General features: G+C 64.4%; 10 protein-coding genes. 9 read left to right on the top strand and 1 reads right to left on the bottom strand.

Annotated features, from left to right (window positions below; genetic code table 11):
• Positions 1-163 precede the first annotated feature (163 nt).
• The 4 genes from I3J27_RS05410 to I3J27_RS05425 all read left to right on the top strand — a co-directional run bounded on the left by I3J27_RS05410 (position 164) and on the right by I3J27_RS05425 (position 5389).
• Positions 164-1660: an aldehyde dehydrogenase family protein gene (locus I3J27_RS05410; RefSeq protein ID WP_270166135.1), complete on the top strand. Its 1497-nt coding sequence runs from the start codon at positions 164-166 to the stop codon at positions 1658-1660.
• A gap of 119 nt (positions 1661-1779) precedes the next feature.
• Positions 1780-2907, top strand: a complete 1128-nt coding sequence (locus I3J27_RS05415) for an alkene reductase (protein WP_270166137.1) — start codon at positions 1780-1782, stop codon at positions 2905-2907.
• A 43-nt stretch (positions 2908-2950) separates the two neighbouring features.
• Positions 2951-3454, top strand: coding sequence for a GFA family protein (locus I3J27_RS05420; protein ID WP_270166138.1), 504 nt, complete (start codon positions 2951-2953; stop codon positions 3452-3454).
• Between the two features lie 273 nt (positions 3455-3727).
• The gene (locus I3J27_RS05425; RefSeq protein ID WP_270166140.1) at positions 3728-5389 is read left to right on the top strand and encodes a thiamine pyrophosphate-binding protein; all 1662 of its coding nucleotides are present in this window, start codon (positions 3728-3730) and stop codon (positions 5387-5389) included.
• A gap of 146 nt (positions 5390-5535) precedes the next feature.
• Here I3J27_RS05425 and I3J27_RS05430 read toward each other — a convergent pair whose 3' ends face one another.
• Positions 5536-6915, bottom strand: coding sequence for an LLM class flavin-dependent oxidoreductase (locus tag I3J27_RS05430; RefSeq protein ID WP_270166141.1), 1380 nt, complete (start codon positions 6913-6915; stop codon positions 5536-5538).
• A gap of 264 nt (positions 6916-7179) precedes the next feature.
• Between I3J27_RS05430 and I3J27_RS05435 the strand changes: the two genes are divergently transcribed.
• The 5 genes from I3J27_RS05435 to I3J27_RS05455 all read left to right on the top strand — a co-directional run bounded on the left by I3J27_RS05435 (position 7180) and on the right by I3J27_RS05455 (position 11860).
• Positions 7180-8565, top strand: coding sequence for a M20 family metallopeptidase (locus tag I3J27_RS05435; protein ID WP_270166143.1), 1386 nt, complete (start codon positions 7180-7182; stop codon positions 8563-8565).
• An 85-nt stretch (positions 8566-8650) separates the two neighbouring features.
• Positions 8651-9562 (top strand): amino acid ABC transporter substrate-binding protein, encoded by a 912-nt coding sequence (locus I3J27_RS05440; RefSeq protein WP_270166145.1) that lies wholly within the window; start codon positions 8651-8653, stop codon positions 9560-9562.
• 126 nt (positions 9563-9688) lie between these two features.
• The gene (locus I3J27_RS05445) at positions 9689-10420 is read left to right on the top strand and encodes an amino acid ABC transporter permease (protein ID WP_270166147.1); all 732 of its coding nucleotides are present in this window, start codon (positions 9689-9691) and stop codon (positions 10418-10420) included.
• A 3-nt stretch (positions 10421-10423) separates the two neighbouring features.
• Positions 10424-11116, top strand: coding sequence for an amino acid ABC transporter permease (locus I3J27_RS05450; protein WP_270166149.1), 693 nt, complete (start codon positions 10424-10426; stop codon positions 11114-11116).
• 12 nt (positions 11117-11128) lie between these two features.
• Entirely contained in the window at positions 11129-11860 is a 732-nt protein-coding gene (locus tag I3J27_RS05455; RefSeq protein WP_270166151.1) for an amino acid ABC transporter ATP-binding protein, read from the top strand.
• Positions 11861-11925: the final 65 nt, after the last annotated feature.

Consider the following 11925-nt stretch of genomic DNA (forward strand, 5'->3'; position numbering starts at 1 on the left):
CGCGGCCGAGCTATAACATGGCGCTCGCGCGACCCTGCACAAGTCGGCATGGGAGGTCTTCGTTCCACGCCGACTTTACGCCTATCCGGCACCGCTGTATTCTTATCGACCTAACGATCCCGCCCAGATCGAACCAATCAATCATTTGACAGGGAGTGCAGCCATGGCTGTGTCGCAGGCTATTCCGATCACGCGCCATCCGTTCGCCAACGGGTCCTACAAGCAGATGCTGATCGACGGGAAGTGGATCGATGCGGCCTCAGGCAAGCGCTTCGAGACCCACAATCCCGCCACCGGCGAATTGCTCGCAACAGTCGCCGAGGGCGACAAGGAAGACATCGACCGTGCGGTCGCCGCGGCCCGTCGCGCCTTCGAGGGGCCGTGGAGCAAGGTCAAGCCGTTCGAGCGGCAGAACCTGCTCTTGAAGCTTGCCGATCTCGTCGAGAAGAATTTCGACGAATTGTCGCAGCTCGACACGCTCGACATGGGCGCGCCGCTCAGCCGCACCCGCGCCTATCGCCTCCGCGCTGTCGGCATGCTGCGCTATTACGCCGGCCAGACCACCGCGATCCATGGCGAAACCATCGAGAACTCGCTGCCCGGCGAGATATTCTCCTACACGCTGAAGGAGCCGATCGGCGTCGTCGGCGCCATCATTCCCTGGAACGGCCCGCTCACCGCGACGATCTGGAAGATTGGGCCTGCGATCGCGACCGGCTGCACCGTGGTGCTCAAGCCGGCCGAAGAGGCGCCGCTGACCTCGCTGCGCATCGCCGAGCTGGCGATGGAAGCGGGCATTCCGCCGGGTGTCATCAACGTCGTGCCCGGCTATGGCGAGACCGCGGGCGCTGCGCTCGCCTCACATCATGATGTCGACAAGGTCGCCTTCACCGGCTCGCATGTCACGGGCCAGTCGATCATCCGTGCCTCCGCCGGCAACCTCAAGCGCGTCTCGCTCGAGCTCGGCGGCAAGTCGCCGGACATCGTGTTCGCGGATGCCGATCTCGATGCCGCCGTGCCGGGTGCCGCGATGGCGGTGTTCGCCAATTCGGGGCAGATCTGCAGTGCCGGCACGCGTCTGTTCGTCGAGCAGGCGATCTACGAGGAGTTCGTCGGCCGCGTCGCCGAGTTCGGCAAGAAGCTCCAGGTCGGCAACGGCCTCGATCCCAACACCCAGATCGGCCCGCTGGTGTCCGAGCAGCAGCTCGAGCGCGTCACCGGCTATCTCGACATCGGCCAGAAGGAAGGCGCGCGCGCTCTCGCCGGCGGCGGCCGTATCACGGAAGGCGCGCTGTCGAAGGGCTTCTTCGTCTCGCCGACGGTGTTCGCAGGCGTCCAGGACAACATGCGCATCGCGCAGGAGGAGATTTTTGGTCCCGTCATCTCCGCGATCGCGTTCAAGGACATGGACGAACTGGTCAAACGCGCCAACGCCACCACGTTCGGCCTCGGCTCCGGCCTGTGGACGCGCGACGTCAGCAAGGCGCATGCGGTGGCGAAGAGCCTGCGTGCCGGTTCGGTGTGGGTCAATTGCTACCAAGCGATGGATCCGGCCGTGCCGTTCGGCGGCTACAAGATGAGCGGCTATGGCCGTGAATCCGGCAAGCAGCACGTCGAGGAATATCTCAACGTGAAGGCCGTCTGGATCAAGACGGCGTAAGGCCTGGTCTCTCCCGCGTTCCGCGAGAGGGAATATCTGCCTTTAGAGGGGCGGCGCCTTTTCCGGTGGCCGCCCCTCGCTATATGATCCGCATCCTTCCTTAGCCATCCGGGGCCCCCATGAAATTCGAGGCGTTGTTTCAACCGTTGCAGGTCGGTCCGTACAAGCTTGCGCATCGCGTCGCGCTGGCGCCGCTGACGCGCATGCGCGCCGAGCGCGAGAGCTTCTCGCCGCGGCCGCTCAACGCCGAATATTACGGCCAGCGCGCGACAAACGGCGGCCTGCTGATCGCCGAAGCCTCGCCTGTGGTCTCACACGGCCGCGGCAACCCGGCGACGCCGGGCATCTATTCGGACGCGCAAGTAGCCGGCTGGCGCAAGGTGGTCGATGCCGTGCACGCCAAGGGCGGCATCATTTTTCTTCAGCTCTGGCATGTCGGCCGCGTCTCGCATTCCTCCTTTCATGGCGGTGCGCTGCCGGTCTCGGCCTCCGCGATTGCGATCAAGGCCGAGGGCATGAAGGCGATGACGGCCGACGGCAAGATCGCCGATTACGAGACGCCGCGCGCGCTGGAGACGGACGAGGTCAAGGGCATCGTCGAGGCGTTCCGGCAGGGCGCGAAGAACGCGCTCGCCGCCGGGTTCGACGGCGTCGAAATCCACGGCGCCAACGGCTATCTGCTCGAGCAATTTTTGCAATCGCGCAGCAACCAGCGCACCGATCAATACGGCGGTTCAATCGAGAACCGCGCGCGGCTGCTGCTCGACGTCACGCAAGCCGCGATCGACGTCTGGGGTGCGAACCGCGTCGCCGTGCGGCTGTCGCCGCATGGCATCGCCAATGATTCCGGCGAGCCCGATCCGATGCCGCTCTACACGCACGTCGTGAAGGCGCTCGACAAGCTCGGCCTCGCCTATCTCCACTTCATCGAGCCGCGCTCCTCAGGCGCCGGCCGCGCCGACGTCCACTGGGAGAACGTGCCGTCGGCGATGGTGCTGTTCCGCCAATACAACAGCGGTGTGCTGATGACGGCCGGCGGCTTCACCGGCGAGACCGCAAACGCCGCGATCGCCGATGGCCACGCCGACATCATCGCGTTCGGCCGCATTTTCATCTCCAACCCCGATCTGCCGCGGCGCCTGGAGCACGGTTATCCGATCACGCCGTATAATCGTGCGACGTTCTATGGCGGCGAAGAGAAGGGGTACACGGATTATCCTGTTTATGACGAGCTGACGCCGGCCTGACTTGCCGTCATTCCGGGGCGACGCGAAGCGTTGGGAGACTTCCATGGCCAAAGCCGCAGCCGCCGCAGGAATCGCCACCGGGCAATGCCTCTGCGGCAAGGTCACCTTCGAGATCGACATTCCTGCGCGCTGGGCCTGGCACGATCATTCCGCCGCGAGCCGCCGCGCGCACGGCGCGGCTTATGCGACCTATGTCGGAAGCTGGAAGAAGCGCTTTCGCATCACCTCAGGCAAGACCGCGCTCACCCGCTACGAGGACAAGGCAACGAAGACCGCGCGCAGCTTCTGCTCCCATTGCGGCACGCCGATCGCCTATGAGCGCCCGCGCGGCCCGCACATGGTCAACATCCCCCGCGCCCTGTTCAAGGAGCGCACCGGCCGCCAGCCGCTCTACCACATCGCGATCGAAGAGCTGCAGGAATGGGCCTATACCGGCGAGCCGCTGGTGCCGCTGAAGGGCTTTCCCGGCGTGGTCTGGCAGCGCTCGAAAAAGAAGAAGCGGGCCGGCGGCGAGGATCCGTTCGAGCTGGGGCGCGAGGAGATGTAGAGCGCGCCGCGCACTCTGCTCTCGTGCCCCGGACGCAGCGCAGCACCTCTTCGGTGGTGCGCTGAGCCGGGGCCCATGCACCAGCGGGTGCGGTGCCTGTTTCCGGGTCCCGGCTCAGCGTCGCACCGCTCCGCGCTGCGCCGCGTCCGGGACATGAGAGCGCAGTTTGCCGCTCCGGCGCAACGCAGCCATGACCGCGCTCCATTGCGTGCCTCCCAAAACTTCGGCCATCATGTGCTCGTCCTTGCGGCAACGTCCGCTCCTGGAGGAAACATGAAGAACAAGATCACCGGCCGCTCTGCCTTTCTCGCGCTGCTCAAGGACGAGGGCATCACGCATCTGTTCGGCAACCCCGGCACCACCGAGTTGCCGATCATGCATGCGCTGAAGGATCATCCCGATCTCACCTATGTAATGGCGATGCAGGAGAGCCTGGTGGTCGCGATCGCCGACGGCTACAGCCGCGCCTCGGGAAAGCTCGTGGCCTGCAACGTCCATGTCGCGCCCGGCCTCGGCAACGCGATGGGCTCGCTCTACAACGCGCAGTTCACGGGCACGCCGATGATCCTCACGGCCGGCCAGCAGGAGCAGGGCCATGGCCTGATGGAGCCGGTGCTGTATGGCCCGCTGGTGCGTATGGCCGAGCCGCTGGTGAAATGGGCGGTCGAGGTGACACGGCTGGAAGATCTGCCGCGCATCGTGCGGCGCGCCGCCAAGGTCGCGATGACACCGCCGACGGGGCCGGTGTTCATCTCGCTTCCGGGCGACATCCTCAACAGCGAGGCCGGCATCGATCTCGGCCGCTCCACCCGCATCGACGCGCGCACAAGACCGTCGGATGAAGCACTCAGGGCCTTTGCCGCGCGCCTGCTCAAGGCCGAGCGCCCCGTGATCGTCACCATGGACGAGGTGGTCAAGAGTGACGCGCTGAAGGAGGCGGCCGAGCTCGCCGAGCTGCTCGGCGCGGCCGCTTACCAATCTTCGACACCCTACGGCGCACACTTCCTCTCGGAAAGCCCGAGCTTCGTCGGCACGCTGGCGCGCATGCAGAAGGTCGCGCGCGATACGCTGGCGCCTTACGATCTGCTGATCGCGCTCGGCGGCGATCCCCTGCGGATGTCGGTCCATAGCGAGGTCGACGCCCTGCCTGACGGGCTCGGCATCGTTCAGGTCGGCCTTGTCGATTGGGAGATCGCCAAGAACTACGGCGTCGAGATCGCGCTTAAGGCGGACTTGAAGGAAACACTGCGCGCGCTGATCCCGGTGCTGAAGGAGATGGGCGGTGCCGCGCTGGCAAGCCGGGCCAAACAGCGTCTCGCCGAGCTCGCACCGAAGAACTGGACCGCGCGCCGCGCCGGGCTTGTCGAGCAGATCGGCAAGAGCGCGGGCCGTAGCCCCATCGATCCGGATTTTCTGGTGCTGCAAATGGTCGAGGCCATGCCCGACCATGCGATCCTCGTTGACGAAGGCCTCACCTCGAGCCGCCAGATCACGGCGCTGCGTCCGCACCGCGACCGCTATGGCTATCACGGCCTTGCCTCCGGCGGCATCGGCTGGGGCCTGCCGGCGTCAGTCGGCGCCAGCATCGCCAATCCGGATCGTCCCGTGGTGTGCTTCTCCGGCGACGGCAGCGCGATGTATTCGATCCAGTCGCTCTGGACGGCCGCGCATCACAAGCTGCCGCTCAACGTCGTCATCGTCAACAATGGCGGCTACCGCATCATCAAGCAGCGCCTGCTCGCCTTCCATGGCGATGACAATTACGTCGGCATGGATTTCGTCGATCCGCCGGTGGATTTCGCCGGCGTGGCGAAGGCACTCGGCTGCGAGGCGATCAAGGTCAGCGATCCCCGGGAATTGAAGGCGACGCTGGCGTCGGCGTTCAACCGGCCGGGGACGAAGCTGATCGAGGTGATGGTGGACGGGAAGGTCTGAGACGCGATCCAATCTCCATACACTCGGTGTCATCGCCCGGCTTCGTCCGGGCGATCCAGTATTCCAGAGGCGGCTGTTGTCTACGGGAAAGCCGCGGCGTACTGGATTCCCCACCTGCGCGGGGAATGACAGCGTACCCGGGAGCGCTACCCCTTGCTCCCCACGCGATACCCCGCCGCCGGATGCGGTGCGCCGAGCCTCGCCCGGCCGTCGCCGAACAGCTTCTCGCGTAGCGTGCCGTTGGCGTATTCCGGCTTGTACCGCCCGCGCCGGGTCAGCTCCGGCACCAGCATGTCGGCGATGTCCTCGAAATCGCCGGGCGAGATCGCGAACGCGACGTTGAGGCCGTCGACATCGGTCGCCTCGAACCATTGCTCGATCTTGTCGGCGACACTTTCGGGCGTGCCGACCACGACCGGGCCGGCGCCGCCGACCCCGACATGCTCGATGACGTCGCGGACGGTCCAGACGCGGTCAGGATCGGCGCGGGTGACATTGTCCATCGCGCTGCGGCCGGCGTCGTTCTGGACGTGACACACCTGCTGGTCGAAATCGTAGCCGGAGAAGTCGACGCCGGTCCATCCCGACATCAGCGCCAGTGCGCCCTCGGGGCTGATGTGACGGCGATAGTCGGCGTATTTCTCTTTCGCCTCGGCTTCGGTCCGTCCCAGGATGATCGTCATCATCGAGAACATCAGGATCTCGGCCGGATTGCGGCCGAGTGCGGCTGCCTCTTGCCGGATCGCGGAGACGCGCGGTGAGATCACCTTGGCCGACGGTCCCGACATGAACACGCATTCGGCGTGGCGCGCCGCGAACTGCCGGCCACGCGGCGAAGTGCCAGCCTGGTACAGCACGGGCGTACGCTGCGGTGACGGTTCGCTCAAATGAATGGTGTTGTTGATCCGGTAATTCGTGCCCTCGTGGTTGACGCGATGAACTTTGCTGGGATCGGTGAAGATGCCGCGCTTGCGATCCCGCAGCACGGCGTCGTCCTCCCAGCTCCCTTCCCAGAGCTTGTAGACGACTTCCATATATTCGTCGGCGATGTCGTAGCGGTCGTCGTGCCCGGTCTGCTTGTCCTTGCCGGCGCCGCGCGCGGCGCTGTCGAGATAGCCAGTGACGACATTCCAGCCGATCCGTCCCTCGGTGAGATGGTCGAGCGTCGACATTCGCCGCGCAAACGGATAGGGCGGTTCGTACGAGAGATTGCTGGTGACGCCGAAGCCGAGATTTTGCGTCACCGCCGCCATCGCCGACAGCAACAGCAGCGGCTCGTTCGACGGCGTCTGCGCCGCATTGCGCAAGGCTGCGTCAGGGCTGTTGCCATAGACGTCATAGACGCCGAGCACGTCGGCCAGGAATAAGCCGTCGAAACGGCCGCGCTCCAGCGTTCTGGCGAGGTCGATCCAGTAGGGCAGGCGGTTATATTCGGCGGTGCGATCGCGCGGGTGGGTCCACAGGCCCGGCGACTGGTGTGCGACGCAATTCATCGCAAAGGCGTTGAGCCTGATCTGCTTGGCCATGCTGGTCCCTCGGCGCCCTGTACTGAGCGCTCTTCGAATGATAGACGTGCGCCCGAACTTGGCGGAGTTCTTGCATATCCTGAACTTGGATGACGCCACCTTGGCAAGGCCAAAATCGGCGGCCCCGCTGCACTTGGCAAGCCAATCTCAAGAGAGCAAGAACGAAATCCCAAGAGAACTCGAAGAACTATCCAACCCCCGCCACTTTCGAAGGGCTACCTGTCTCGGGTAGGGTCCTTCGTCCGAAAGTCTTGAAAAGCAGCCATGACCAGAGCCGATGCCATCACCCGCGCCCGTGACGATTTCAAATCCGGGGCGTTCCTCAGCGAGCTCGACCGCCGCGTTGCTTATCGGACCGAAAGCCAGAATCCGTCGCGTGGCGCGGAGCTGCGCGGCTATCTCGAACAGGAGATGCAGCCGGCCTTCGCTGCGCTCGATTTTACCAGCCGCATCGTTGAATCTCCCAGCGGCAAGGCCCCGTTCCTGTTCGCCGAGCATCAGGAGAGCGCCTCCGCGCCGACCGTGCTGATCTACGGCCATGGCGACGTCGTCGACGGCATGGAGGGCGAGTGGCGCGACGGCCGCGATCCCTGGCGCACGACGGTTGCGGGTACGCGGCTCTATGGCCGCGGCACCGCCGACAACAAGGGCCAGCACAGCATCAACATGGCGGCGCTTCGCGCGGTGCGCGAGGCCCGTGGCGGCAAGCTCGGCTTCAATGCCAAGTTCATCGTCGAGATGGGCGAGGAGATCGGCTCCCCCGATCTCGGCAAGGTCTGCGATCTCAATCGCGATGCGCTCAAGGCCGATCTGTTCATGGCCTCCGACGGGCCGCGCCTGTCCGCCGACCGGCCGACCTTGTTCCTGGGCTGTCGTGGCGGCATCCGCATTCATCTCGACGTGAATTTGCGCGACGGCGGTCATCATTCCGGCAATTGGGGCGGCGTGCTCGCCAATCCCGCGACTATCCTGGTCAACGCGATCTCGACGCTGGTCGACGGCCATGGTCGCCTCCAGCTCGACGCGCTGAAGCCGCCGCGCCTCACCAACCAGATCCGCAGCTATCTGGCCGACGTGCAGGTGGTCCCAACCGAGGACGAGCCTGCGCTTGCGGAGAATTGGGGCGAGGAGGGCCTGTCGGCCGCCGAGCGGCTCTATGCCTGGAACACGCTCGAAGTGCTGGCGATGTCGTCGGGCAATATCGAGAAGCCGGCCAACGCCATTCCCGGCCACGCCAATGCCGTGCTGCAACTGCGTTTCGTGGTCGGCACCAAGGTCGACGGCCTGGTCGACGCCGTCCGCGCGCATCTGGTCCAGAAGGGTTTTCCGATGGTCGAGGTGCGCGCCGCCCAGAGCTTTGCCGCGTCGCGCACCGATTTCGACAGCCCCTGGATCAAATGGGCGGCGGATTCGGTTCAGGAGACCACCGGCAAGCCGCCGGCGGTGCTGCCGAATTTCGGCGGCTCGCTGCCGAACGACGTGTTTTCCGAGATTCTGGGCCTGCCGACGATCTGGGTCCCGCACTCCTATCCCGGCTGTTCCCAGCATGCGCCCAATGAGCACATCCTGCTGCCCTTGACCGAGGAGGCCTTGACGGTGATGGCCGGGCTGTTCTGGGATCTCGGAGAATTACCACGCCCGTTAACCTGAGCTGCGATCTCGCCGAAAGTCACATTCTAATCCGGGCCGATTTGTGCTTGCATCCGGCCGCATCATCCTGAAAGGGGACAAAAAAGTGAAACATTTCCGTAGCATCGGCCTCGCGCTCGCCGCGACCTTCGCCGTCAGCCAGGCCGGGGCCCAGGAGCTGACCGGCACGCTGAAGAACATCAAGGACACCGGCGCCATCACGCTGGGCTTCCGCGATTCCTCGATCCCGTTCTCCTATCTCGACGACAATCAGAAGCCCGTCGGGTTCGCGATGGACATCTGCTACAAGATCGTCGACGCCGTGAAGAAGGAGCTCAAGCTCGACAAGCTCGAGGTCAAGCTCAACCCGGTCACGTCGGCGACGCGTATTCCGCTGATGGCCAACGGCACGATCGACCTCGAATGCGGCTCGACCACCAACAACGCCGAGCGCCAGAAGCAGGTCGCCTTCACCAACACCCACTTCCTGACCGCCAGCCGCTACGTCTTCAAGAAGTCGAGCGGCCTGAAGTCGATCGACGACCTCAAGGGCAAGACCGTGGTCTCGACTGCCGGCACCACCAACATCAAGCAGTTGACCGAAGCCAACGTCGCCAAGGGCCTCGGCGCCAACATCATCCCGGCCAAGGACCACGCCGAAGCCTTCCTGATGGTCGAGACCGACCGCGCGGTCGCCTTCGTCATGGACGACATCCTGCTCGCGAGCCTCGTCGCCGGCTCGAAGTCGCCGGATGACTACGCCGTCTCCAAGGACGCGTTCTCCAAGCCGGAGCCCTACGGCATCATGCTGCGCAAGGACGACGCCGCCTTCAAGAAAGTCGTCGATGCGGCGACGGCGGCGCTCTACACCTCCGGTGAGGCCCAGAAGATCTATGAGAAGTGGTTCACCGCCAAGATCCCGCCGAAGGGCCTGAACCTCAACACGCCGATCTCGGCCGAGCTGAAGAACGAATTCGCAAAACCTTCGGACTCGCCGAACCCGGACGACTATAAGTAAGATAACCTCGATCTTTCGATCGAGATCATGTCCGGCCACTCTTGACACCAGGGTGGCCGGACATTTGCATAGGCCCGAAGACTTTTCTCAAGACGTCCATGACGGACGCGTTCGCGCGGGGGACACGTGAACTACAACTGGAACTGGGGAATCTTCTTCCAGCCGAACCCGATGGGGACCGGCACCTATCTCGACATGCTGCTGTCGGGCCTGGCGCTGACCCTCAAGACCGCGGCGCTGGCCTGGGTCATCGCGCTGATCACCGGCTCGATCGTCGGCGTGATGCGCACGCTGCCGTCGAAGGGGGCGAACTGGTTCGGCTTCGCTTACGTCGAATTCTTCCGCAACATGCCGCTGCTGGTGCAGCTGTTCCTGTGGTTCTTCGTGCTGCCGGAACTGCTGCCGAAGGCCGCTGGCACCTGGCTGAAGCAACTGCCGAACGCGCCGTTCTGGACGGCCGCGATCGGCGTCGGCTTCTTCATGTCGGCCCGTGTCGCCGTGCAATTGCAGGCCGGCATCGGTTCGCTGCCGCGCGGGCAGAAGATGGCCGCAACCGCGCTGGGTCTGACCACGTTTCAAGGCTATCGCTACGTGCTGCTGCCGATGGCGTTCCGTATCATCCTGCCGCCGCTGACCTCCGAGTTTCTCAACACCATCAAGAACACGGCGGTCGCGATCACCATCGGTCTGCTCGAGCTGACCGGACAGGCGCGCTCGATGCAGGAATTCTCGTTCCAGGTATTCGAGGCCTTCACCGCCGCGACCCTCCTCTATCTCCTCGTCAACGCCGTCGTCGTGACCGCGATGCGCTTCCTCGAACGCTGGGTCGCGATCCCCGGCTACATCACGGGGAAATAAGCGATGTTCGGCAATCTCGATTTCGACGTCATCCGCCGCGCGCTGCCCTATTTGTTCTTCGAGGGCATGACGTTCACGCTGACGCTGACCGGGCTCGCGGCCCTCGGCGGTCTCATCTTCGGAACGGCGCTCGCGCTGATGCGGCTGTCCGGCTACAAGACCCTCGGCCGCATCGCCGGCATCTATGTCGACTTCATGCGCTCGCTGCCGCTGGTGCTGGTCATCTTCTGGTTCTACTTCCTGGTGCCCTATATCGGGCAGTGGGTGACCGGCGCCTCGCGCCCGATCAGTGTCGGTGCGTTCGCCTCCTCGCTCATCACCTTCATCATGTTCGAGGCCGCGTACTTCTCCGAGATCATGCGTGCCGGCATCCAGTCGATCTCGCGCGGACAGCCGGCCGCGGCCAGCGCGCTCGGGCTGACCTACGCCCAGACCATGCGTTACGTCGTGCTGCCGCAGGCCTTCCGCAACATGCTGCCGGTCCTGATCACGCAGACCATCGTGCTGTTCCAGGACACCTCGCTGGTCTACGTGCTGTCGATCACCGACTTCCTCGGCGCCGCCAGCAAGGTCGCGCAGCGCGACGGGCGCCTGGTCGAAATGTATCTGTTCGCAGCTGTCGTCTACTTCACCATTTCCTGTATCGCGTCCTTCGGCGTCCGCCGGCTCCAGGCGCGCATCGCCATCATTCGCTAGGGCTAGCCGCTCATGATCGAAATCAGCCACGTCAACAAATGGTACACGCCGAGTTTCCAGGTGCTGACCGACTGCACGACCAGCGTCACCAAGGGCGAGGTGGTGGTCGTTTGCGGCCCCTCGGGCTCGGGCAAATCGACGCTGATCAAATGCGTCAACGCGCTGGAGCCGTTCCAGAGCGGCGACATCAGCGTTGACGGCACCAAGGTCAACGATCCCAAGACCAATCTGCCAAAACTGCGCTCGCGCGTCGGCATGGTGTTCCAGCACTTCGAGCTGTTCCCGCACCTGAAGATCATCGACAATCTCTGCCTCTCGCAGGAGAAGGTGTTGGGGCGGTCGCACGACAAGGCGGTGACGAAGGGCATGCAGTTGCTCGAGCGCGTCGGCTTGAAGGAGCAGGCGCAGAAATTTCCCGCCCAGCTCTCCGGCGGTCAGCAGCAGCGCGTCGCCATCGCCCGCGCGCTCGCGATGGATCCGATCGTGATGCTGTTCGACGAGCCGACCTCGGCGCTCGACCCTGAAATGGTCAGCGAGGTGCTCGACGTCATGGTCGATCTCGCCCGCGAAGGCATGACCATGATGGTCGTCACCCACGAGATGGGGTTTGCCCGCAAGGTCGCCAACCGCGTCATCTTCATGGATCGCGGCGAGATCGTCGAGGACGCAGCGAAGGACGATTTCTTCGGCAAGCCCCGCAGCGACCGCGCGCAGAAGTTCTTGTCGAAGATCCTGTCGCATTAGCTTTGACCGTCATTCCGGGCTCATTCGCTTTGCGAATGCCTTGGAATGACGGATCGAGGGTTTAT

The sequence above is a fragment of the Bradyrhizobium xenonodulans genome, assembly GCF_027594865.1.
GTDB lineage: Bacteria > Pseudomonadota > Alphaproteobacteria > Rhizobiales > Xanthobacteraceae > Bradyrhizobium > Bradyrhizobium xenonodulans.

Bases quoted from the DNA above. Each gene is read 5' to 3' on its own strand.
- I3J27_RS05410 (WP_270166135.1), top strand. From the start codon at position 164: ATGGCTGTGTCGCAGGCTATTCCGATCACGCGCCATCCGTTCGCCAAC.
- I3J27_RS05415 (WP_270166137.1), top strand. From the start codon at position 1,780: ATGAAATTCGAGGCGTTGTTTCAACCGTTGCAGGTCGGTCCGTACAAG.
- I3J27_RS05420 (WP_270166138.1), top strand. From the start codon at position 2,951: ATGGCCAAAGCCGCAGCCGCCGCAGGAATCGCCACCGGGCAATGCCTC.
- I3J27_RS05425 (WP_270166140.1), top strand. From the start codon at position 3,728: ATGAAGAACAAGATCACCGGCCGCTCTGCCTTTCTCGCGCTGCTCAAG.
- I3J27_RS05430 (WP_270166141.1), bottom strand. From the start codon at position 6,915: ATGGCCAAGCAGATCAGGCTCAACGCCTTTGCGATGAATTGCGTCGCA.
- I3J27_RS05435 (WP_270166143.1), top strand. From the start codon at position 7,180: ATGACCAGAGCCGATGCCATCACCCGCGCCCGTGACGATTTCAAATCC.
- I3J27_RS05450 (WP_270166149.1), top strand. From the start codon at position 10,424: ATGTTCGGCAATCTCGATTTCGACGTCATCCGCCGCGCGCTGCCCTAT.
- I3J27_RS05455 (WP_270166151.1), top strand. From the start codon at position 11,129: ATGATCGAAATCAGCCACGTCAACAAATGGTACACGCCGAGTTTCCAG.